21 protein-coding genes are annotated in these 22,454 nt (G+C 63.0%); 3 read left to right on the top strand and 18 right to left on the bottom strand.

Features of this window, described 5'->3' with window-relative positions; genetic code table 11:
- Positions 1 to 64: 64 nt before the first annotated feature.
- From BUB23_RS19245 to flgB, 7 genes are all read right to left on the bottom strand, one after another.
- Entirely contained in the window at positions 65 to 751 is a 687-nt protein-coding gene (locus tag BUB23_RS19245; RefSeq protein ID WP_073106359.1) for a flagellar basal body L-ring protein FlgH, read from the bottom strand.
- Positions 752 to 753: 2 nt separating this feature from the next.
- Positions 754 to 1,539, bottom strand: a complete 786-nt coding sequence (gene flgG / locus BUB23_RS19250; RefSeq protein ID WP_073106361.1) for a flagellar basal-body rod protein FlgG — start codon at positions 1,537 to 1,539, stop codon at positions 754 to 756.
- A 46-nt stretch (positions 1,540 to 1,585) separates the two neighbouring features.
- Positions 1,586 to 2,332, bottom strand: coding sequence for a flagellar basal-body rod protein FlgF (flgF, locus tag BUB23_RS19255; protein WP_073106363.1), 747 nt, complete (start codon positions 2,330 to 2,332; stop codon positions 1,586 to 1,588).
- 12 nt (positions 2,333 to 2,344) lie between these two features.
- Positions 2,345 to 3,826: a flagellar hook-basal body complex protein gene (locus BUB23_RS19260; RefSeq protein WP_073106365.1), complete on the bottom strand. Its 1,482-nt coding sequence runs from the start codon at positions 3,824 to 3,826 to the stop codon at positions 2,345 to 2,347.
- A 73-nt stretch (positions 3,827 to 3,899) separates the two neighbouring features.
- Positions 3,900 to 4,589, bottom strand: coding sequence for a flagellar hook capping FlgD N-terminal domain-containing protein (locus BUB23_RS19265; protein ID WP_073106366.1), 690 nt, complete (start codon positions 4,587 to 4,589; stop codon positions 3,900 to 3,902).
- A 42-nt stretch (positions 4,590 to 4,631) separates the two neighbouring features.
- Entirely contained in the window at positions 4,632 to 5,048 is a 417-nt protein-coding gene (gene flgC, locus BUB23_RS19270; protein ID WP_073106368.1) for a flagellar basal body rod protein FlgC, read from the bottom strand.
- Positions 5,049 to 5,080: 32 nt separating this feature from the next.
- Complete coding sequence (gene flgB, locus BUB23_RS19275; RefSeq protein WP_073106369.1) at positions 5,081 to 5,488, bottom strand: flagellar basal body rod protein FlgB; 408 nt, start codon at positions 5,486 to 5,488, stop codon at positions 5,081 to 5,083.
- A gap of 187 nt (positions 5,489 to 5,675) precedes the next feature.
- Between flgB and flgA the strand changes: the two genes are divergently transcribed.
- The 3 genes from flgA to BUB23_RS19290 all read left to right on the top strand — a co-directional run bounded on the left by flgA (position 5,676) and on the right by BUB23_RS19290 (position 7,368).
- Complete coding sequence (gene flgA, locus BUB23_RS19280) at positions 5,676 to 6,386, top strand: flagellar basal body P-ring formation chaperone FlgA (protein ID WP_073106614.1); 711 nt, start codon at positions 5,676 to 5,678, stop codon at positions 6,384 to 6,386.
- 124 nt (positions 6,387 to 6,510) lie between these two features.
- A complete protein-coding gene (flgM, locus tag BUB23_RS19285; RefSeq protein ID WP_073106371.1) occupies positions 6,511 to 6,801 on the top strand; it encodes a flagellar biosynthesis anti-sigma factor FlgM in 291 nt (96 codons plus the stop codon).
- 90 nt (positions 6,802 to 6,891) lie between these two features.
- Complete coding sequence (locus BUB23_RS19290; protein WP_073106374.1) at positions 6,892 to 7,368, top strand: flagella synthesis protein FlgN; 477 nt, start codon at positions 6,892 to 6,894, stop codon at positions 7,366 to 7,368.
- Positions 7,369 to 7,405: 37 nt separating this feature from the next.
- Here BUB23_RS19290 and flhF read toward each other — a convergent pair whose 3' ends face one another.
- The 11 genes from flhF to cheA all read right to left on the bottom strand — a co-directional run bounded on the left by flhF (position 7,406) and on the right by cheA (position 22,379).
- Entirely contained in the window at positions 7,406 to 9,793 is a 2,388-nt protein-coding gene (flhF, locus tag BUB23_RS19295) for a flagellar biosynthesis GTPase FlhF (protein WP_073106376.1), read from the bottom strand.
- Positions 9,790 to 11,904, bottom strand: a complete 2,115-nt coding sequence (gene flhA / locus BUB23_RS19300; protein WP_073106378.1) for a flagellar biosynthesis protein FlhA — start codon at positions 11,902 to 11,904, stop codon at positions 9,790 to 9,792. Before flhA ends, flhF begins: the two co-directional genes overlap by 4 nt.
- Positions 11,904 to 13,061: a flagellar biosynthesis protein FlhB gene (gene flhB, locus BUB23_RS19305; RefSeq protein ID WP_073106382.1), complete on the bottom strand. Its 1,158-nt coding sequence runs from the start codon at positions 13,059 to 13,061 to the stop codon at positions 11,904 to 11,906. The genes flhA and flhB overlap by 1 nt, the downstream gene beginning before the upstream one ends.
- Positions 13,062 to 13,182: 121 nt before the next feature.
- The gene (locus BUB23_RS19310; RefSeq protein WP_073106386.1) at positions 13,183 to 14,718 is read right to left on the bottom strand and encodes a methyl-accepting chemotaxis protein; all 1,536 of its coding nucleotides are present in this window, start codon (positions 14,716 to 14,718) and stop codon (positions 13,183 to 13,185) included.
- 145 nt (positions 14,719 to 14,863) lie between these two features.
- Positions 14,864 to 15,508, bottom strand: a complete 645-nt coding sequence (gene cheZ, locus BUB23_RS19315; RefSeq protein ID WP_073106618.1) for a protein phosphatase CheZ — start codon at positions 15,506 to 15,508, stop codon at positions 14,864 to 14,866.
- Positions 15,509 to 15,519: 11 nt separating this feature from the next.
- On the bottom strand, positions 15,520 to 15,909 hold the full coding sequence (cheY, locus tag BUB23_RS19320; protein WP_073106390.1) for a chemotaxis response regulator CheY: 390 nt from the start codon (positions 15,907 to 15,909) through the stop codon (positions 15,520 to 15,522).
- Positions 15,910 to 15,954: 45 nt separating this feature from the next.
- Positions 15,955 to 17,007 (bottom strand): protein-glutamate methylesterase/protein-glutamine glutaminase, encoded by a 1,053-nt coding sequence (locus tag BUB23_RS19325; protein WP_073106394.1) that lies wholly within the window; start codon positions 17,005 to 17,007, stop codon positions 15,955 to 15,957.
- A gap of 39 nt (positions 17,008 to 17,046) precedes the next feature.
- Positions 17,047 to 17,895, bottom strand: a complete 849-nt coding sequence (locus BUB23_RS19330; protein ID WP_073106396.1) for a CheR family methyltransferase — start codon at positions 17,893 to 17,895, stop codon at positions 17,047 to 17,049.
- Positions 17,896 to 17,899: 4 nt separating this feature from the next.
- Positions 17,900 to 19,639, bottom strand: coding sequence for a methyl-accepting chemotaxis protein (locus BUB23_RS19335; protein ID WP_073106622.1), 1,740 nt, complete (start codon positions 19,637 to 19,639; stop codon positions 17,900 to 17,902).
- Between the two features lie 55 nt (positions 19,640 to 19,694).
- Positions 19,695 to 20,195: a chemotaxis protein CheW gene (locus tag BUB23_RS19340; RefSeq protein WP_073106399.1), complete on the bottom strand. Its 501-nt coding sequence runs from the start codon at positions 20,193 to 20,195 to the stop codon at positions 19,695 to 19,697.
- Positions 20,196 to 20,222: 27 nt separating this feature from the next.
- Positions 20,223 to 22,379 carry a chemotaxis protein CheA gene (cheA, locus tag BUB23_RS19345; RefSeq protein WP_073106404.1) on the bottom strand — a complete coding sequence of 719 codons (2,157 nt, stop codon included), beginning with the start codon at positions 22,377 to 22,379 and terminating at the stop codon, positions 20,223 to 20,225.
- Between the last annotated feature and the right edge of the window lie 75 nt (positions 22,380 to 22,454).

A 22,454-nucleotide genomic window follows, 5' to 3' on the forward strand; every position in this document is an offset into this window, starting at 1 on the left:
ATACCAGCCGTCGGCCTGGCCTGCCCAGTACGCTGAAAAGAGAGAGAATCAAACCGGTACCCTGTTAGAACGGAGAAACATTCAGGAAGAAACGTTGCAGCCAGCCCATGGTCTGCACTTCATCCATGGTGCCTTTGCTGCGGAATTCGATGCGGGCGTCCGCCACCTGGGTGGAAGAAACGGTGTTCGATCCAGTGACCGAACGGGGATCGACCACGCCCGAAAAACGGATGTGCTCGCTGCCGCGATTGATGGCTATCTGCTTGTCGCCGGCGATCTGGAGATTGCCGTTGGGCAACACGCCCACGACGGTGGTCGTCAAGGTGCCCGAGAAGGTATTGTCGGCCCGGGTCGAACCCTTGCCGTCGGACGCGTTGGCGCCGGTGATATCGAAGTTCTGCTTGGCGCCCACTTCCGAGGGCAATATGGCGGGGGCCAGCCCTACGCCGAACGAACCGCTGCCGCTGCGGTCCGTCGTGGTCTGGACATTCTTGGCCGCATTGGTCTTTTCCTGTATGACGACGGTGACGATGTCGCCCACATTGCGCGGACGCCGGTCCTCGAACAGCGGATAGTTGCCATAGGCGGTCGGCTGGTAAATGGAACCGTTGGCCTGCGCCGCGGGCATGGGCGCGGGCGGCGGCGCCGCGGTCAAGGGGCCGGTCACGATGGGCTCGGGCGGCACCAGCGCGCAGCCCGACACCAGGGCCGCGGACAGGCAAAGCAAAAAATGGCTGAAGCGTTTCAACATTGTCAAAGCTGGGTCAGGCGCGCCAGCATCTGGTCGGAGGTCTGGATGGCCTTGCTGTTCATTTCATAGGCGCGCTGCGTGGTGATCATGTTGACCAGTTCTTCGGCGACGTTGACGTTGGAGGTTTCCGTGTACTGCTGCAGGACCAGGCCAGCGCCATCCAGCCCGGGCTGGGCGAAATTGGCCGGGCCCGAGGCGTCGGTTTCCACATACAGGTTCTCGCCGGCGCTTTGCAGGCCGGTGGGGTTGACGAAGGTGCTCAACTGCAGCTGGCCGATCTGAACATTCGTGCCGGCCGCGCCGGGCTGGGTAACCGATACCGTGCCGTCGCGGGCTATCGTGATGGTCAGCGCGTTGTCCGGAATATTGATGGGCGGCTGGATGGGATAGCCGCCGGCGGTGACCAGTTGGCCGTTCTGGTCGACCTGCATGCTGCCGTCGCGCGTGTAGGCAAAAGTGCCGTCAGGCATTTCGACCTGCAGAAAGCCCTTGCCCTGGATCGCGATATCCAGGTCGGTGCCGGTGTTCTTCAGGTCGCCCTGGGTATGAATGCGCTCGGTCGCCACAGTGCGCACGCCCGTGCCGATCTGCAGCCCCGAAGGCAGCTGGTTGGCGGCGCCCACCTGCGCGCCCGGCTGGCGTATGGTCTGGTACATCAGGTCCTCGAACACGGCGCGGCCGCGCTTGAAGCCCGTGGTATTGACGTTGGCCAGGTTGTTGGAAATCACATCCATATTGGTCTGTTGCGATTCCAGACCGGTTTTGGCTATCCACAGGGAACGAATCATTTTATTTCCTTGACGCGCAGGCCCGGGCCTGCGTCGAATTCAGGCCTTAGCCGTTGGACGATAGTATGGAATTGGCGCGCTCGGCATTGGTGCTGGCGTCTTGAATGACCTTCATTTGCATCTCGAAGCGGCGCGCATTGGCGATCATGCCTACCATGGCTTCCGCCGGATTGACATTGCTTTTCTCGACGAAGCCCGAGATCATGCGCACTTGCGGATCGGCCTGCGCCGCCTCGCCGCCGGCCGTCCGGAACAAGCCGTCGTCGCCGCGCACCATCGTCGCGGCGGGCGGATTCACCAGCTTGAGCTGACCCAGCAACTGGATGTCGCTCGGCCGGTCGCCCGCGCCCAGCGCGGTGATTTGCCCGTCGCCGGAAAACGTCACGCTGCCGCGGTCGGGGATCTCCACCGGCGCCCCGTCGGTCGACAGGACCGGCAAACCCTGTTGCGTAACCAGCAGGCCCTGCTGGTTGACGGCCAGTTCGCCGGCGCGCGTATAGGCTTCGCCCTGCGGCGTCTGCACGCTGAACCAGCCTTCGCCCGTCACGGCAAGGTCGAGCGCATGGCCGGTCTCGGCCATGACGCCCTGCCCGAAGTTGCTGCCCGGCGTCGTGGCCACCGTGGCCACGCGCGTGGGCAGGCCAACCTGGCTCACCAGCGGCACCGATCGGTACATCGCCATCTGCTCGCGAAAACCGGTGGTGCCGACATTGGCCATGTTGTTGCTGATGACGGCCTGCTGCTCCAGCACCCGCGCGGCGCCGCCGGCGGCGGTATAGATGATGCGGTCCATTTACGCGTCGGCCTAGCGCAGGTTGATCAAGGTCTGCAAGACCTGATCCTGGGTCTTGATGGTTTGCGCATTGGCCTGGTAGGTGCGCTGCGCGATGATCATGTTCACCAGTTCCTGGCTCATGTCGACGTTGGAATCCTCCACCGACTGGCCCTTGATGGAAGCCAGGCCGTTGCTGCCGGGGCGGCCCACGATGGGCTGGCCGGAAGCCGAGGTTTCCGCCCAGGCATTGCCGCCCACGGGCTGCAGGCCTTGCAGATTATTGAAGTCGGCCAGGGCCAGATAGCCCATCTGCAGGGTTTCGCCGTTGCTGTAGCTGGCGACCATCGCGCCGTCGGCGGCGATCGACATGCTGGCGTATTCGCCCGTGGCATAGCCGTTGGGCAGGCGGCTGGCCGAGAAATCGCCGCCGAACTGCGTGGTGCCGGCATAATTGATGGCGATCTGCAGTGGATCCGCCGGCGTATTGAAACCGCCGGGCTTGGCATAGCCCAGGGTGACCGGCCCCGTGGGCGACGTGAGCCGGCCGCTGGAGTCGAAAGTCATATTGATGGCGCTGCCGGCCGGATCGGTGTCCACCACTTCGCCGTCGAGGCGGTAGTGGACCTCCCAGGAACTGTCGGTTCCGGTGGTCCCTTCGCGCTTGACGAAATATTGCGTCAGTTGATGCGCATTGCCCAGGGAGTCGTAGACCGTCGTGGGAAGCTGGTGCGTATAGCTGCCGGGGACGTCCGGATCGAAGGCTACGGCGGTGACGGGGGCGACATACCCAATATTATCCGGCCCTGCGGCAAACGCCGTGGTGCTGGGCGCGCCGTCCGCGCCGATAGTCACAGCCTGACCGGAGGTTCCGGTCGTATAGGAACCGGCAGGAGGAAAGTCCGCCGGATCTGCAGGATCCCCCGCAGCATCCGTCCAGACGACATCTCCTGCAACTATCTTATAGTGATAATTGACAGTTGCGGGGGTGGTATCCGTCAATGCCACGACACCTATTGTTTCGGGTACATCGGTACCCGGTATCACATCCGAATTCGCATTGACGTTGGCCACCATTCCTATGGAACTCGTCGCTTGCGGCGCGATGTTGCCCACCGGCACCTTGATGGGCACCAGGGTATTGCCGCCGTCGGCGTAGCCGGTCAGGCGCTGGCCCTGCGCATTGACCACGTAATTGTCCTTGTCCGGGAAGAACTGGCCGTTGCGCGTATAGAGCACATTGCCGCTGGTATCGACCACCCGGAACAGGCCCTTGGCGCCGTCGACGGCGATGTCGAACTGGTTGCCCGTGGTGGAAACCGTGCCTATGGTGAAGCGCTGGTTGATGCCCGACACGCTGACGCCCAGGCCGACGCGCGAATTGGCGTAGACGTCGGCGAACGTGGCCGTGCCGGCCTTGAAGCCCACCGTGCCGGAGTTGGCGATATTGTTGCCGATGACATCCAGATTCTGCGATGCGGCGTTCAAGCCGCTCAAACCCTGTCCGAAACCCATGATTAACCTCGTTTGCTTTTAACTGTGTGAGTGATGCGGCGCGCCGAATCGCTGCCGCGCAAAGCTGCCGCAACTACATGATCTTGCGCAGGTCCAGCAGGGAATACTTGCCCGCCAGGCCCAGGTCCAGCACCAGCCCGTTCGATGTGTACGCCACGCTGCCGACCTTGCCGTAGGTCAGCGCATCGGCCGAAACCGGCGCGCCCTTGGCGTCGCTGGCCGCGACCGATATGGTGTAGGAGCCGTCGGGCATCGGGACGCCCAGGTCGTCCTTGCCGTCCCACTCGACCGATATGACGCCGACTTCCTGGGAGCCCAGGTCTATCTTGCGCACGGCCTTGCCGGTGGAATCCAGGACGCTGACGATCACGCTGGGAGCGGGCGAAATGACATCCACGCCGAAAGGCGTGGCCACCTTGCCGCCGGACTCGTCCGTGCCCAGCTTGATCTTGGTGCCGGGCACCAGCACTTCCTTGCCGATCAGGCCGGCGGCCTGCATGGACTGCGACACATCCATCTGCCCCGACAAGGCCAGCAGCGTATTGTTCAGCTGCGTGATGCCATTGACCGTGGAAAGCTGCGCCATCTGCGACGTCACCTCGGCGTTGTCCATGGGATTGAGGGGATCCTGATTCTGCAGCTGGGTGACCAGCAGCGTCAGGAACCTGTCCTGGGTATCGCTCATCAGGTTGTTGGTATTGGCGCTGGCGTTGGCCAGGGCCGCCGCCGAGGCGCTGTCGGTCGAGTTGTTGACTGTTGTCACGCTGGAACTCCGTAAAGGATGTTAGCCATGGGCCGCGAGGCCTTATTGGCCTATCGACAAGGTACGCATCATCAGGCTCTTGGCCGTATTGATGACTTCCACATTGGCCTGGTAGGACCGCGAAGCCGAGATCATGTTGACGGTCTCCGCCACCACGTCCACATTGGGCATCGTCACATAGCCGTCGGCATTGGCTAGCGGGTTCTTCGGGTCGTACTGCAGGCGCGCGGGCGCGCTGCTTTCCACGACCCCCGCCACCTTCACGCCGCCCACCGACTGCGAATACGCCTGGCCCGGAGCCGGATTCATCTGGAATATCACCTGGCGGGCGCGATACGGCTGGCTATCCGGGCCGGCAACGCTATCGGCATTGGCCAGATTGCTTGCCGTCACGTTCATGCGCTGGGACTGCGCCGTAAGCGCCGAGCCGGCAATCTCGAAAATACTCATCGTGGACATGGACTTTCCTGTTTATTTATGATGGCCGCGGTTTATTGCTGCAATGCCGCCATCATGGATTTGATGCGCGATGAAATGATGGTCAGGTCGGTCTGGTAATGCATGGTGTTGTCGGCGAACTGCACGCGCTCGACGTCCATGTCGACCGTATTGCCGTCCATGCTGGGCTGCAGCGGCTGGCGGTACAGCAATGTGGCAGGGTCGGGCGTGACGGCCTTGGCCGGAATGTGCCGCGCCGAGGTCAGCGCAAGCTGCGTATCGGGCAGGCGCATGGCCTCGCCCATAGCGTCTTTCAAGGCCGAGCTAAAATCAAAGTCGCGCGACTTGTAGTTGGGCGTATCGGCATTGGCGATATTGGCGGCCAATACTTCCTGCCTATGCTGGCGCAAATTAATCGCTTTTTGATAAAAGCCCAAGTCTTCGCCGATCCGATCGATCATCTGCCATTCACCAGGTAATAATGAGGCCTGCTATGGATGTCCGCAGGCACTGGACCAACATGGCGGGCTCTCCGCTCACATAGCAGCATAGTAATGTGGGGCCCCATGGCCTAAAGTATGAAATAAGCCACTATTTATCATCCAATTCCCGGGATGCCGCGACACCGCCTTCTATAGAATGTGGCCTATGCTCAAGTTTTCCGCCATCCCTACCCTGCTCGCCGCCGGCCTGCTGGCAGGCGCCGCGTGCGCCGCCCCGGCCGGCGCCGCCCTGCCGGCGCAGGACCCCGCGCAGGTCGCCGACGTGGTCGAACGCTTTCTGGCCGGACAGGCCGGCAGCTACCCTGGCGCCGCCCATATTATCGTCGAAGCTCCCCGCATCGACCGGCAGGCCGCCTGCGACCAACTGCAGGCTTTCCTGCCCAGCGGCCAGCGGCTGCGGTCGCGGATGACGGTCGGCGTGCGCTGCATGGCGCCCGAGGCCTGGACCAGCTATGTGCAGGCGAACCTGAGCATCCAGGGTTTTTATTATGTCGCCAACCACAATATTCAGGCCGGCGACACGCTGACGCTCAGCGATCTGACAGGCCGCGAAGGCGATTTGCTGCGTTTGAACGGCGGGGTGGTGTTCGATCCCAGTCAGGCCATAGGCTACATCGCCGCGCAGCGCATTCCGGCGGGCGGCATCGTCAAATCCAGCGCGCTGCGCAACCCCGATTCCATACAGCGCGGGCAGAAGGTGCGCACTGAAGCGCGCGGCCCGGGTTTCGTGGCGACCGGCGAAGGCCAGGCCATGCAGGGCGGCGCGCCGGGCACGCAAATACAGGTAAAATCCAGTTCGGGGCAAATCGTGAGCGGGACGGTGCTCAACTCGAATACCGTGCAAGTCATGATGTAACAAGGCGCGGGCCAGCGCAAGATTCCGTAAAATTGGGCGATAAAGCTAAAGTTTCCGGAAGCGCGGCCGTAAAAAGATACACGAAGGCCGTACACTATTTGCCAGGCTTTACCCGGAGACCCCCTTGAAAATCACCTCACCCCCTATAAATAGTCCCGCTAGAAGCAGCGTTGCCGGCTCGCGGACTGACGGCGTGAACAGTGCAAGCGCGCCGGCGGCCTCCGCGGGCGGCAAGGGCGCCGTCGACCTCAGCGCCACGGCCCGCCATTTATCCAATTTGCAGAACAGCGACAACGATGTCAATGTCGCCCGCGTCAACGAAATTCGCGACGCCCTGGCCTCGGGACAGCTGAAAATCGATCCCAGCCGCATCGCCGACGGGCTGATTGCCAGTGTGCGCGATTTGCTGAAGTAAGCAAGCGCCGCCTGCGCCCGCAGAAGCGCCGTGGTCCAGTCAGCCGGCTCATGCATCCATAGCGCCGCGCCTAATGAAGATTATTGCCATATGAACAACGCCGTCTTGCAATTGCAGAAGTGTCTGGACCATGAAGTGGATCTGATCCAGGGATTTATTTCCGTGCTGGAAGCCGAAGCCCACGCGCTGATCGAGGCGGGCGACACCGACGCCTTGAGCGCGTCCACCGAAAACAAAAACCGGTATGCCGACCAGTTGATGTCGGTGGCCGACGAGCGCCAGGGCCTGCTGGCTCAACTGGGCTACAGCGATGACAGGGCCGGCCTGGACGCGGCCGCGCATGACCACCCCGCGCTGCTGTCGTCCAGCGAGGCCTTGCTGGAAAAGGCGCGGGCGGCTGCCGAATTGAATGCGTCCAACGGTGTCGTCATCGACACTTTCCTCGCGCATAACCAGCAGGCGCTCGACGCCTTGCGCAGCCTTGCCGGCGCCAGCAGTCTGTACGATGCCAGCGGCCGCACGCCGCGGGGCGGCAAAGGCGTCTCGAAGAATTTCAAGGCGGGTTGAGGGCGGGAGGCGGCTTGTCCGCCGACATCGTTTCCTGCTATGCCGCCACCATCTCTTTCAGCGCAAACAGCTTCAGCAGGGCCGGCATGGCCGCCACCGACGGCAGGCCGGGCTTGCCCGTGAGGCTGGCGCCCACCTTGCGGCCCAGCTCGGCCTTGGGATCCTGCTTGTATTGCCATGCCGCCATGCCCAGCTGCGCGGCGGCCAACGCCTTCTTTTGCAACGACTGCGCATCATCGCGCGCGGCCAATAACTGCCATGCCCGCGCCGCATAACGCAATCCTTGCCTGGCTTCCGAGCGCGCCACCAGCCAGGCGGCCAGCGCCTCGGACGCGACCGTCAGATCAAACATATTGCTCAGGCCATGCAAAGTCTTTACCGTTGCGCCATCCGCGCGATTCACGATACGCACGGAAATCAACTGCAGCATCAGCGTATCCTGCTGCCTCGCAACGACTTCGACCGTCGCGCTGGCCATCCACAACACCACGTCCTCGGCCGCCAGGCCGGCGACTTCAGCCAAGGCCTCGGCATAGGCCGGTTTGACCACAGGGCGGTGGTTCAGCGTCTTGGCAAGCGCGCCGACCGTCGTCGCGCAGGAATCGAACTCGATGCGGGTAGTGGCCGCGCATTGCGCCAGCCATGCCACGTCCAGCTCGGATATCCTGCGCCACAAGGCCTGGCTGCCGCCTTCGAACAAATGGACCAAAGGCAGCCTGGACTGATGCTCCTCCAGCCATTGAATCTGCCGGAGCAAGGCCTCGCCGGCCGTCGGGGCCGCCTGGGCGCTTGCGCCGCAGGAAGACTGCCAGCCATCGGCGAAGCTCAAGTGCTGCACCGGCGAAGTCAAGGCCACGGCATTGTCGGCAAACAACAGGCTGGCCCGCATATGCCCGCGACCATCGGCCGCGGATTTCAGCGCCACCTGGTCGTGCATCGCCAATACGTGCTTATAGCCCTTGTCTGACAAATCGCTCTGGGCGGTGCGCAGCATGTGGTCGATGGTAGCGGCAAGCGAAGCCTCATCCTGCTTTGCCGCCGTATAGCCGCGCCACAGATCGTAAGCCTCGGAACTGGCCGTTTGATCATCCACATAGGCGCAGGCCGCATCCAGGTCCTGCATGGACAAGCCGGCGCCGGCTTCGGGAGCCATCGACAGCAGGCCCGGCAGCAGGCGCTTGCGCCGGCTTTCAGCCGCGGCCGCCAGGGTGTCGTCCTGCGGGGCCTTGGACAGCGACATCAGCGCCGCGAAATCCGCCTCGGTGGGCGCATACAGCGCGCGGCTCTGCTGATTGTGCACCAGGGCCTGGTCGACCAGTTCCGCGGCCGGCAAAAAGACCAGGTTCTCCGGCACTTTCTGGCCGTTGGATACATAGTGGATGGGCAACTGATAGCGTATGGCCGTATCCAGCGCCGCGCCCAGGCGGCTGGCTTCGTCGACCTTGGTGATGATGCAGCCTTTCAAGGGCGAGCCGCCGTCGTTGCAATACGTGCGGGCCACTTCATCGAGCGTATCGCCATGGCTGGACGCATTCAGCACCAGCAGCCGGTTCACCTGCCGCCCCGCGCCGGCCAGCATGGCCGCCTGCTCGGAGATATAGCGGTCGCGCTGGCTGATGCCCACATTGTCGACAAGTATGGTCTGATCGGCGCGTATCCCCTGCATGACCTGCCGCAGCTCGACGACATCCTGCACGACATGCACGGGCACGCGCATGATCTCGCCGTAGATTTTCAACTGCTCGTGCGCGCCGATACGGTAGGTGTCGGTGGTCAGCAGCACCAGGCTATCGGGGCCGGCGCGCTTTACGCAGCGCGCCGCAAGCTTGGCGATGGTGGTGGTTTTCCCCACGCCGGTGGGGCCTACCAGTGCCAGCGCCAGGCCCGGCGCCCACAATTCGTCTTCGCTGGCCAGCACCGGCAAATGCGTCGTCAGCTCGTTGCGCGCCCACTGGAAAGCCGCCTTTGCGGACAGATGTTCGGGCAGGCGCTTGAGCATGGCGCGCAGCAGCGCGGTGCTGAATCCATAGCCCAGCAGGGTCTGGAACAGCGAGACCGCCTGCGGCGCCTTGCGCAGCTGATTGCCCCACAGCAATTCGTCGATACGGGTTTCCAGCGCGCCGCGCATCGCGCCTATGGCGCTCATGACGTCCGTGCCGGGTTCCGGCGCGGCCAGGCCCGCGGGCGCCGGCTGAGCCGCATGCTGCACGCGTGGCGCCGCCGGCCTGGCGCCGGGCGCGGCGGGGAAGCCGTCGGGCATGGCGGGCAGGCCCGCGGCCGGAACGGACGTCGGGTCGGTGGCGAGGATCTCCACGCCGCCATTGACGCGCCGATTCGACACGATCAGGGCGTCGGGCCCCAGTGCCAGGCGCACCTGCCGCAATGCTTCGCGATTGGTGCTGCCAAAAAATCGGCTTATATTCACGCCGCGGCCCCTCCTATTACAGCTGTTACGCGCAAGATGCGCTCATCGGGTATTTCAGCATTGGAAAGCACGCCGATCTGCGGGAAGTGGTGCCGCAAGAACCGGGACAAGGAAGCCCGCAGCATCGGCGGCACCACCAGCACGGTCGCATCGCCATTGGCTTCCTGGATCTGCACGGCCCGCTGAGCGTCATTCAGGACGCTTTCGGCCAGGCCGGGCTCCAGCGCGCCGCTGGTGCTCAAGGCCTGCGTCAATACCCGTTCAAGCCTGGGTTCCAGGCCGATGACGCGCAGCTCGGTATCCCCTGGGAACCATTGCTGGGTAATCGCGCGGCCCAGGCCCACCCGGGTAAAGGCCAGCAGTTCGCTGGCGTCGGGACCCGTGCCGCCGGGATTCAGCGCGGCCAGGCGCGGGGCGTGCTCGGACAAGGTTTCGATTATGCTGCGCATATCGCGTATGGGCACTTCCTCGGCAAGCAGGCCGCGCAGCAGCTTCTGCAAAAGCGTGAGGCTGACCGTCTTGGGCACCAGGTCTTCGACCAGCTTGGGCGCTTCGCGGCCCACATGGTCGAGCAGCGCCTGGACTTCCTGGCGGCCCAGCAACTGGCCGCCATAGCGATGCATCAGGTGATTCAGGTGCGTGGCGATGACGGTGCCCGCGTCGACCACGGTGTAGCCGGCGATCTGCGCCTGCTCGCGCAAGGCCACGTCTATCCACACCGCGGGCAGCCCGAAGGCCGGATCGGTGGTGATCGTGCCGGGCAGCTTCATGGTGACGCCGCCCGGGTCTATGGCCAGCCACTGCCCCGGGGTGGCCACGCCGCGGCCCACTTCCACGCCCGAGAGCAGAATGCGGTAATCATTGGGCTTGAGCTCCAGATTGTCGCGGATATGCACGACCGGCGGCAGGAAGCCCACGTCCTGCGCGAATTTCTTGCGCAGGCTGCGGATACGGTGCAGCAATTCCCCGTTCTGCGCATGATCCACCAGGGATATCAGGCGATAGCCCACTTCCAGGCCCAGGGGATCGACCAGGGCCACGTCCTCCCAGGTCGCCTCGGCGGCGGCCGCCTCGACGGCCGCCTGGACTTTCTGCGGCTCCTGGGCCTGAGCGGCTTTTTCAGCCTGCTGGCGCTTGAGCACTATCCAGCCGCCGCCGGCCAGCGCCGCCGCCAGCAACAGGAAGGCGACGTGCGGCATATTGGGGATGAGCCCCATGGCGGCCATGATGCCGGCCGTGATGAACAGCACATTCGGATTGGCGAACAGCTGGCTGACCATTTGCTGGCCGACATCCTGGTCGGTCGCCACGCGCGACACCACCACGCCGGCGGCGGTCGATATCACCAGCGCGGGGATCTGCGCCACCAGGCCGTCGCCTATGGTAAGCAGGGTATACACCCGGCCGGCTTCGCCGAAGGCCAGATCGTGCTGTCCCACCCCGATGATCAGGCCGCCGATGATGTTGATGATCATGATCAGCAGGCCCGCCACGGCATCGCCGCGCACGAATTTGCTGGCGCCATCCATGGAGCCGTAGAACTCGGCTTCCTGCGCGACTTCCAGGCGCCGGCGGCGGGCTTCTTCCTCGCCCACCAGGCCGGCGTTCAGGTCGGCGTCGATCGCCATCTGCTTGCCCGGCATGGCGTCCAGCGTAAAGCGCGCGCCCACTTCGGCGATACGCCCGGCGCCTTTGGTGATCACCACGAAGTTGATGATGACCAGGATCACGAACACGATGATGCCGACGGTGAAATTGCCGCCGACCAGGAAGTGGCCGAAAGCCTCGATGACCTGGCCCGCCGCGTCGGGGCCTTTGTGGCCATGCAGCAGCACGACCCGGGTCGATGCCACGTTCAGCGACAGGCGCAGCAGCGTCGCGAACAGCAGCACCGCCGGAAAGGCGGCAAAGTCCAGCGGCTTCTTGGTGAACATGGCCACCAGCAATATCATCACCGACAGCGAGATATTGAAAGTGAACAGCAAATCCAGGATGAATGGCGGCAGCGGCAGGATCATCATGCCGAGCACCATGAGGATCAGCACCGGGCCGGCCATCAAGCGGGCATGCTGCGCGCCGTTGTTTTTGAGTAAAGCTAGAAAACTGTTCATTATGCGTTTGTCGCAACCTTATGTTTGCCCTCGGGATCCAGCTCTGGCGGGACCGCCAAGCGGGAAGGCTTCTGCGGTTCGCTCCCCGTTCCCATATTCCAGCTGCGCAATTGAAACACCCATGCCAGCACTTCGGCCACGGCCGAATACAGCTCGGCCGGAATTTCGTGGCCCAGTTCCACGTTGTGGTACAGGGCGCGCGCCAGGGGCGGCGCGCTAAGCATGGGTATCTTGTGTTCCGCCGCGATACTGCGCACCCTGGCCGCCACCAGGCCGGAACCTTTGGCCACCACCCGCGGCGCCCCGCCCTGCCCGTCCTTGTATGCCAGGGCCACCGCGTAATGCGTCGGGTTGGTGACGATGACGTCGGCGTTCGGCACTTCGGCCATCATGCGCCGGCGCGACATGGCGCGCTGTTGCTGGCGTATGCGCCCCTTAACATGGGGATCGCCGTCGCTTTCCTTGTGCTCCTGCTTGACGTCCTGCTTGGACATGCGCATTTTCTTGAAATGGCTGAACAGTTGCCAGGGCGCATCGATTATCACGATCAGGAACAAGGCCGACACAATCAGGGAACAGCACAGGGCCACCAGGCCCAGGCCCGCCGCCAGGGCTTCGGTGGGCGTGGCATGCATCAGCGACAGCATCTGGTCGCGATAATGCCAGATGACCATGCCGCCCACGGTGCCTATCACTCCCGCCTTGGCCAGCGTCTTGATGAGCTCCACAACGGTCTGGGCGGAAAACATCCGCTTCACGCCCTTGAGCACGTTGAGCCTTTCGAACTTGGGCTCCAGCGCCTTGGTGGAAAACATGAAGCCGCCCAGCAGCGCGGATGAAAAAATCGCCACCGCCACCAGCAGGGTGAATAGCGGCGCCAGGAGCAACAGGGCCTGCAAGGCCGAATTGCCCGCCACCGACAGCATCACGTTCGTGTCCTGCCCGACACGCAAATCAAACCACAAGCCGGCGCGCAGGACGCCGTCCAGGCCCTGGTAGATGCGCGCGCCGCCGAACCATAGCATCGCCACGCCAGCCGCCAACAACAGAAAAGTGTTGAGCTCGCGTGAACGTACGACCTGGCCTTCTTCCCGCGCCTTTTCCTGGCGCCGCGGAGAGGCGGGTTCGGTTTTTTCGAGGTCGCTGTCCTCTGCCATTCAATCTATAAAAAACGCGGTGGGTACGGAGAAATTCGATCAGACACGATTCTAGACGACCCCTGCGCAAGCGAATGGCCGAGCAAGCCCACTAAATGCGCTCAATTCGCGCGCCTGCGGGTCAGTGCACTTCCGGCTTGCCCGCGCCCGCCGACACCATTTCCTCGAAGCGCGCGTAGTCCACCCCTATGCGCACCGCGCCCCAGCGGCTGTTGTCGATATCCAGCGGAATCGACAGATCGGTGACGATTTCGCCGGTGTCGCGCGTATAGGTCTGGCACAGGACGCCCGCCGCGTTCTTGACGGCGCCCTGGCACACCGGATCGTCGAAGATGCGCTTGTTGCGCACATGCCGGGTATCGTGATCGAGGTCGCCCGTGGGCGCGCGCGAATACCTGCTGTTGTGGCTGGGGCAATAGCCGCTATTATCGACCAGCAGCGTGTAGAACCCGCCGGGGAGCTGGTCCAGCACGTAATCGAGTATCTGCGTCAGCTGCCGCTCGATGGCGCCGTCGTAGGCGGTGTGGTAGCGCGGCGGATTGCTGTCGGCGATGCGGCGATAGTGATGGTCGAAGATATCCACGCCCTGGCCATGGGCCTGCAGCAACAGTTTCGTGCACGCCGCGCTCATCGATTCCAGGGCATGGACCAGCGAATCGAACGGCGTGTTGCCGGTGCGCAGCGCCGCCAGCATTTCCTGCAGGCGCTCGGACTTGGCGCGCACCGCCATGACCTGGTCGTCCATGGTCAGCATGCGCTGCTCCACCTGCGAGCTCAGGGTGGCAATGCGGGCTATGGCGCGATTCATTTCCTGGTTGGTCAGGTTGACCTGCGACACCGTGCCTACGACCTCGTTCATCTGGCCGTCCATGCGCTCGAATTCCCTGACGAACTGATCGAAGCTGACCGTGAACTGGTTGACCATCCGGTCCGATGAGCTCATGTCCAGGTGGATCTGGTCGGTCTTGCCGCGCGTGTCGGCAACCAGGCCGAGAATTTCGCTGGTGTGCTTGACGATTTCGCCGGTGGCGGAATTGACTCTTTCGGCCAGTTTGCCGACTTCGCTGGCCACCACGGCAAAGCCTCTGCCGGCATCCCCGGCGCGGGCGGCCTCGACGCCGGCGTTCAAAGCCAGCAGGTGGGTCTGCAGGGCAATGTCCTTGATCAGCCGGCTGGTATCCTCGACCGACAGCGCGCGCTGGCTGAGCTGCGACACCACGCCGGAGAAGACTTCCATTTGCGCCGCGACCCGCGTCACCCGCTGGTGCAGCTCATTGAGCTGCTGCAGGGTGTCGTGGGCGACCTGCGTCTGCGCGTGGAAAGTGGCGGCGATATCGTTGACCGATACCGATGTCTGCTCGGACATGGCGGCGATTTGCCCGCCGCGCGTGGCCAGGCCTTCGGCCTCGGCGGCCTGCTCGCGCGCCATATCGCGGCAGGCCAGGGTTTGCGTCTGCAGCCTGGCGGTATTGAGCGAAATATCTATGCTGGCCTGGCGCATGGCGACGAAGCGTTCGCGCAGGCCGGCCAGAAACCTGGTCAAGGGCCAGGCTAGCGGGCTGAGCGTCCAGGCCCGGTCCGACAAAGTTGCCTCCCCGCGGCTCAAGCGCCCGAGTAAACGCGACACGCCCACAGTACGCCCGGATTTCTGTTTCATGCTTGCCTCCCAGCTCTATCGTGTTTTTATCTTTTATCAGCCCACCTTCGAATGTGTATCGGGTGGCCCCGCCGTGACAATACCACCTCCTTGCGGCAACGGCACGATATCCCTGGAAGGACGCGCGCCATATTATTGTTATTGATCAGAAACCCAGGCTGTCGAGCAGGTCGTCGACCTGGTCCTGGCTGGTGACGACGTCGATCTTGCCCGTCGGATTGACTTCGGGGCCATTGAGCAGCGAGGCCGCTTCCTCGCGGCGCTCCTGGGGCACGCTGTCTATCAATACCTGGACCAGCTCGGTTTCAATCGCGCTGACGACGCCCAGCATCTTCATGATGACCTGGCCGGTCAGGTCTTGAAAGTCCTGGGCCATGATGATGTCCAGCAGGTTGCTTTGCGAGGTCTGCGTCTTTTCGGGAATGTCCTTGAGCAGGGCGCGGGTGTCGAACACCAGTTCGCGGGCCTGGTCGAGCTCGACGGGATGGTCGAACCAGCTTTGCCAGCGCGCGTCCAGCGCCTTGGCGTCGCGCTGCATGCTTTCCTGCAGCGGCTGGGTCTGCTCGGCGGCGTTCAACACCCGGTTGGCCGCCTGCTCGGTCATGCGCGCCACGTAATGCAGGCGATCGCGGGCATCAGGAATGGCGTGCGCGGCATCCTTGATGGCCTGGTCCAGGCCCAGTTCGCGCATGCTTTCGCGCAGCATGCGCGTCAGCGATGCGATACGGTGTATCAAATCCACGGGCTGATCGTCCGTGTTTGGTGCCAAAGGAGTCTCCGCGATATTCATTTCCAGCTCCTTCATGCGCCAAGCTTATCGAAAATCTTGTTCAGCTTTTCTTCCAGCGTCGCCGCGGTAAAAGGCTTTACCACATAGCCATTCGCGCCAGCCTGGGCGGCGGCGATGATGTTTTCCTTCTTGGCTTCGGCCGTGACCATCAGCACCGGCAGCTTGGCCAATGCGGGGTCCGCGCGGATATGCTGCAGCATGACCAGCCCGTCCATATTCGGCATATTCCAGTCGGACACGACGAATTCGAAATTGCCGTTGCGCAATTTTTCGAGGCCCATGGCGCCGTCCTCGGCCTCGTCCACGTTCTCGAACCCCAGGTCTTTAAGCAGGTTCTTGATGATCCGGCGCATCGTCGGAAAATCATCAACAACCAGGATTTTCATGGTTTTCTGTACCACTTAACACGCTCCAAAATAATAAATAGCTAGCAATCTTCGGGGACTTCAGACCCGGTGGCCATACGAGCCAGCGCTGGCAAGAATGCGCTCGCTGATTTCCGACAATGGCACTGCGCTGTCGGCCGCGCCGATATGCAGCGCTTCGCGCGGCATGCCGAATACAACGCAGCTGGCTTCATCCTGGGCGAAGGTGATGGCGCCCGCCTGCTTCATGGCAAGCAGGCCCAGCGCGCCATCTTTGCCCATCCCCGTCAGGATCACGCCCACCGCGTTCTTGCCGGCGACCTGAGCCGCCGAATGGAACAACACATCGACCGAAGGACGATGCCGGTTTACCGGATCAGTATATTCAAGCTTCACCACATAATTGGCCCCCGAGCGGGCGAGCTTCATGTGGGCCACACCGCCCGGCGCCAGGTAGACATGGCCGGGCAGCACACGCTGGCCGTCCTCGGCCTCGTGCACTTCGACGGCGCAGAGATTATCCAGGCGTTGCACAAAAGAGCGCGTGAAACCCGCGGGCATATGCTGAGTAATCATAATCGCGGGGCTGTTGGCCGGCAAGGGCTCGAGCACCTGGCGTATGGCTTCGGTCCCCCCCGTGGAGGCGCCAATCAGCACCAGTTTCTCGGTGGTGGAGAACACATGGGTGAGCCGCCGTATCGGGGCCGCGCTGGCGCTTGGCGCCTGGCGGGGCCGCGACGTGGCGGCGGCGCGTATCTTGTCGGCGATCAGGTCACTGTATTCCATCAAGCCGTCGCGCAGACCGAGCTTGGGCTTGGTGACGAAATCGACGGCGCCGAGTTCGAGCGCGCGCAAGGTGACTTCCGAATTGCGCTCGGTCAGCGACGACACCATCACCACGGGCATGGGCCGCAAGCGCATCAGGCGTTCGAGGAAATCCAGCCCATCCATGCGCGGCATTTCCACATCGAGCGTAAGGACGTCCGGATTATGCTGCTTGATCAGTTCGCGCGCGACCAGCGGGTCGGGAGCCGAAGCCACGACCTCCATATCGGGTTGGCTGTTGATGATTTCGGTCATCAGACCGCGGACCAGCGCCGAATCGTCAACACACAGGACACGAATTTTCTTCATTGTTATGCAATTCAATAAAATCGGCGATGGCGTCTTGCGTTACCGCTCTGCAAGCTCGTACACCGTCTGGCCCTGCAGGCGGAAAGCCTGGGTCAGATAAGTAAAATTTTCGGAATGGCCCGCAAACAGCAGGCCACCGGGCTTCAAGACGGGCGCGAAACGCTCCAGGATGCGCGTCTGGGTCGGCTTGTCGAAATAAATCATGGTGTTGCGGCAGAATATCGCGTCGAATTTGCGGTCGGTCGGCCAATTGGCCGACAGCAGGTTGAAGGTATCGAATTCGATCATGTCGCGGATGCTGGGCTTGGCGCGCACCATGCCCGCGTGGCGCCCGGTTCCGCGCTGAAAGTATTTTTTGAGATAGTCCTCGGGCACCGGCTGCGCCCGCTCCAGCGAATAGACGCCTTCCCGGGCGCGCTCGATGGCGCGCGTATCGATATCGGTGGCCAGTATCGACACCCCGACATCAGGCTGCGGACACGATTCGCGCAGGGTCATGGCGATGGTGTAGGGCTCTTCGCCGGTCGAGGCCGCGCAGCACCATACCGAGAACGGCTTCTTGCGGGTCTGGGCGAACTTGGCCAGGATATCGAAATGATGCTGCTCGCGAAAAAAGGCCGTGTGATTGATCGTGAACGCGTTGACAAAAGCTTCCCATTCGGGCGAATGGGCATTCTGCTCGAGGTGATCCAGATATTCTTTTACACTGCGCAAGCCCATGCCCTTGGTGCGCAGGCCCAGGGTGCGGGCCACCATTTCATGTTTGTGGGTGCCAATCACGATACCGGCTCTGGCGCGCAGAATGCGCGCCGACCGCTCAAGGTCATGCTGCCCGACCTCGGCGAGGACGGGCATGGTGAAGATAGATGTTGCTTGTGGCAGAGACATGCTTTCAGGTACGCGCTAACGCTCCAAGAGATTGTGCCTGGCCCGGCGATTCCAAACTAGGATCCGGGCCCGACCTGGAATGTCTCAGCTGGGCGGCCGCTACATCGATAACTTCGTTGGTATTGATTTTGAAGACGGCGACGGCATCGGTAAGGCGCGTGGCCTGGTCCTGCAGGGAGCCGGCGGCCGCCGCGGCCTCTTCCACCAGCGCCGCGTTCTGCTGCACTACGCCATCCATTTCGGCCACGGCCCGGTTCACCTGCTCGATGCCGTCGGACTGTTCGTGAGAGGCCGATGAAATTTCGCCCATGATGGTGGTGACGCCCTGCACCGAACCCACCACTTCCTGCATGATCTGGCCCGCCTGGCTGGCCTGCTGCGAGCCAGCCTGGACCTTGGCCAGGGATTCCTCGATCTGCTCCTTGATTTCCTTGGCCGCCTGGGCGCTGCGCTGGGCCAGCGAACGCACCTCGCCGGCCACCACGGCAAAGCCCCTGCCCTGCTCGCCCACCCGGGCGGCTTCGACCGCGGCATTCAGGGCCAGGATGTTGGTCTGGAAGGCGATGCCGTCGATGACGCTGACGATTTCCGACATCTTGGCCGAACTGGCGGAGATCTCGTCCATGGTGGCGACCACGACGGATACGGCCTGCCCGCCGCGCACCGCCACGTCGGACGCGCTTTTGGCAAGCTTGTCCGCCTGCTCGGCGTTGTCGGTATTCTGGCGCACGGTGCTGGCCAGTTCTTCCATGCTGGCCGCCGTTTCCTGCAAGGCCGCGGCCTGCTGCTCGGTGCGGCTGCTCAGGTCGGTGTTGCCCATGAATATTTCATGCGCGCCCAGGTTGATTTCCTCGACCCCCTGGCGCACGGCGCTTACCGTGCGGGTCAGGCTGTCCTGCATGCGCCGCATGGACTCGTACAGCAGGCCGATTTCGTTGCGCGACATCACATCGACGCGCTGCGTCAGGTCGCCGCCGGCGATGCGGTCGAAATGCGTGCCCGCGAGCCGCAAGGGGCGCAGCACCATGCGGCTGAGGAAAGCATAGGTGACCAGGGAAATGATCACGCACACCAGCATGGCGGCGGAAACCAGCTGGATCACCAGTTCGTACTGGCTGGCCTCTTTCTGGTAGGCCTGATCGATGATGCGCTGCTGGTAGGCGGACAGGCTGTTGAGCGAACTGTACAGATCCTCTTCCAGGAAGGCCGTCGTGCCGCCCAGGAAAGCGTGGTATTCCTTGATGTCGCCCTTGGCGAGCATGTCGAACACGGGAAGGACGCCGCCATCCATCAGCGTGGTATAGCCATCGACCACGCGCGCATAGCGGCTTTCGGGGTCGGCCACGCTCTTGATGAGATCCCGGTAGACGGCAAAGCCCGAAAGCGACTTGTCGTATTCTTTGCGGGCCGTGTCCAGCAGCGCGAGCGATTCGTCGCTCAGGGCCGTGGCCGCCGCGCCGCCCCATTCCGCGGCAATCGCATTGGCCTGCTGGTCGCTGTTGACGACAAAGCTGGCGACGACGCGGCCCAGTATGGTTTGCACATTCTTGTAGCCGTCTATGGCCTGGTACAGGGCGGCGCCCAGACGCTGGTTCTGGACGATGTTCTGCAGCGACTGATTATTGGCACGCAAGGACAAAACACCCAGGGCGGCGCCGGCAACCAGCATGATTAAAAAGAAAACCAGCACCAGGATCAGGCTGCTGCGGATTTTCATGTTGGAAAACAGCGATATCTTGCGCATACTGCATTGCCTCATGTTATCGATATGCTCGGCGCGCAGCGCGCCCGGGCCGCCGCTATGCCGCGGCGCTTTCAACCAGTGCCATTTCTTCGCTGGTCATCAGTTTTTCGATGTCCACCAGAATGAGCATGCGCTCGCCCAAGGTGCCGATGCCGGTCAGGTATTCGGTGGAAAAGGCCGTGCCGAACTGCGGCGCGGCGCTGATCTGCGAGGGCTGCAGCATCAGGACGTCGGACACGCCGTCGACGACGACGCCGACCACGCGGGTCTTCAGATTGAGAATCACCACCACGGTCTGGTGGTTGTATTCCACCGTTTCAAGATTGAACTTGATGCGCATGTCCACGATGGGAACGATAATGCCGCGCAGATTGGTGACGCCTTTGACGAACGAAGGCACATTGGCGATCCGTGTCACGCTCTGGCTGTCGTAGCCGCGGATTTCCTGCACCTTCAGGATGTCGATGCCGTACTCTTGCGCCGCCAGCGTGAAAACCAGGAATTCCTGCCCGGTGGTATCGACCGGTTCGGCATTGGACTCGAATTTGTTGAACATTGTTTTCTCCGAAACTTTAAAGAGGCGTTATATCGTTGTTTTGTCGCGCGTGAAACGCATCAGGGCAAAGACGTCGACAATCAGCGCAACACTGCCATCGCCCAGGATAGTGGCGGCGGAAACACCCGGTATTTTTCGATAATTGGATTCAAGGTTTTTGACCACGACCTGATGCTGCCCTATCAGATGATCGACCAGCAGGGCAAAGCGGACATCCTGAGCCTGCAGCACGACGGCGATCGACTTCGTGATGTCGGTCTCGGCGCCATCGACCGCGAACACCGTGTGCAAGGCCACGATGGGCAGGTACTCGCCACGCACCTGCAGCACATGCTCGGTCTCGGAAATGGAGCGTATCTGGTCCGGCGACGGCTGCATGGACTCGGTGACATGGCTGAGCGGCAGGATGAAGGTTTCTTCGCCCACGCGCACCGACATGCCATCGAGGATGGCCAGCGTCAGCGGCAGCACGATGCGCGTCGACGTGCCCTTGCCGGCGCGCGAGGACAGCTGTATGTGGCCGCCCATGCCCTGGATATTGCGCCGCACGACATCCATGCCCACGCCGCGGCCCGAGATATCGGTGACCTTCTCGGCGGTGGAAAAGCCCGGCGCGAAAATAAGCTGCCAGAGTTCCTCGTCGGGCGTGTTCTCGGTGACGGCCATGCCTTGCGACATGGCTTTCTTCAGGATGCGCTCGCGGCTCAGGCCGGCGCCGTCGTCCGTCACTTCGATCACGATCTGGCCGCCGTGATGCTGCGCCGACAGCAGTAAATTGCCCTCCGGGCTCTTGCCGGATTCGACGCGCTTCTCGGGCGACTCGATGCCATGGTCGATGCTGTTGCGCACCAGATGCGTGAGCGGATCGATGATGCGCTCGATCAGGCTCTTGTCGAGTTCGGTTGCCTGGCCCTGGGTGGTCAGCTTGATTTGCTTGCCCATCTTGGCCGCGCTTTCGCGGACCACGCGCGGAAAGCGGCTGAAGACGTAGTCCATGGGCATCATGCGTATCGACATGACCGCTTCCTGCAAATCGCGGGCATTGCGATCGAGCTGCTCTATGCCGTTGAGCAGCCGGTCATGCAGGACCGGGTCGAGGGTCGATGCGGTCTGCACCAGCATGGCCTGTGTGATGACCAGTTCGCCCACCAGATTGATGATCTGGTCGACCTTTTCCACGCCCACCCGTATGGTGCTGCTGTTGGACGCGCCGGCCGGCGCGGGCGCCTTGCCGTCGGCTTTGGCCGCCGCGGCCGGTGCCGGCGCCGCCGGCGCTGGAGCCGCCGGGGCCTCGGCCGCCGGGGCGGCAGGAGCCTGAACTGGCGCGGCCTGAACTGGCGCGGCCTGAACGGCCGCCGCCGGGGCGGCGGGAGCCGGTGCCGGTGCCGGCGGCGCCACGGCGGCGGCGGCCGCAGCGGCGGCGGGCAAGGCCTCGGGGGCGATATTGACCTGATCGGCGTTGACGATGAAGCAGCACACCGCCTCGAGATCGTCGGCCGAGGCGGTCGTCTTCAGCCAGATCGACAGCGTATTGGCCGTGCTTTCCTGGTGCAGCACATCGCCCAGCAAGGCCATTTCGGCCGACAGGGCCAGGGCATCCTTGGGATCCAGGGCCGTGACCCGCACATGCAAGGGCAGGCCGGCCGTCGCGGCGGCCGGCGCCGCGACAGCAGGGGCGGCGGCCGGGCCGGGCGCTGGCGCCGCCGAAACAGGCGCTGGCTCGGCGGCCGCGGGAGCGGCGGCAACCGGCGCTGCGGCGGCGGGCGGTTCGCCGGCTACGCCCTTCTGTTCGATCGCCAGCTCGCGCAACTGGGCGCAAATGCGTTCGTAAGCGGCGAGATTGGGTTCCTGTGAGTTGCGATAAGCCGCCACTTGCTCTGTCAACACATCTTTGGTTTCCAAGAAAAGGTCAATCATGTCCTTGCGCAGGGACATTTCGCCCCGGCGTATCAGATCCAGCAGATTCTCAAGCAGGTGAGTGGTGTCGGCCAGATGGCCGAAACAGCCGAACGTGCCGGCCCCACCCTTGATGGAGTGAGCCGCCCGGAAGATCGCATTGAGTTCATCGATATCCGGGTTGGAGAGATCCAGGCCGAGCAGCAAGCGCTCCATATCGGCCAGCAACTCATCGGCTTCGTCAAAAAAAGTCTCGAAAAACTGGCTCAAGTCGACGCCCGCACTCATGATCGCTTCCTTTTACTGTAGAGCTGTGTCATCTGGATATCCCGCTTTCCGACCTGGTTTATTGGTGAAGCAATG

Source organism: Pollutimonas bauzanensis (assembly GCF_900129885.1).
Lineage (GTDB): Bacteria > Pseudomonadota > Gammaproteobacteria > Burkholderiales > Burkholderiaceae_B > Pollutimonas > Pollutimonas bauzanensis.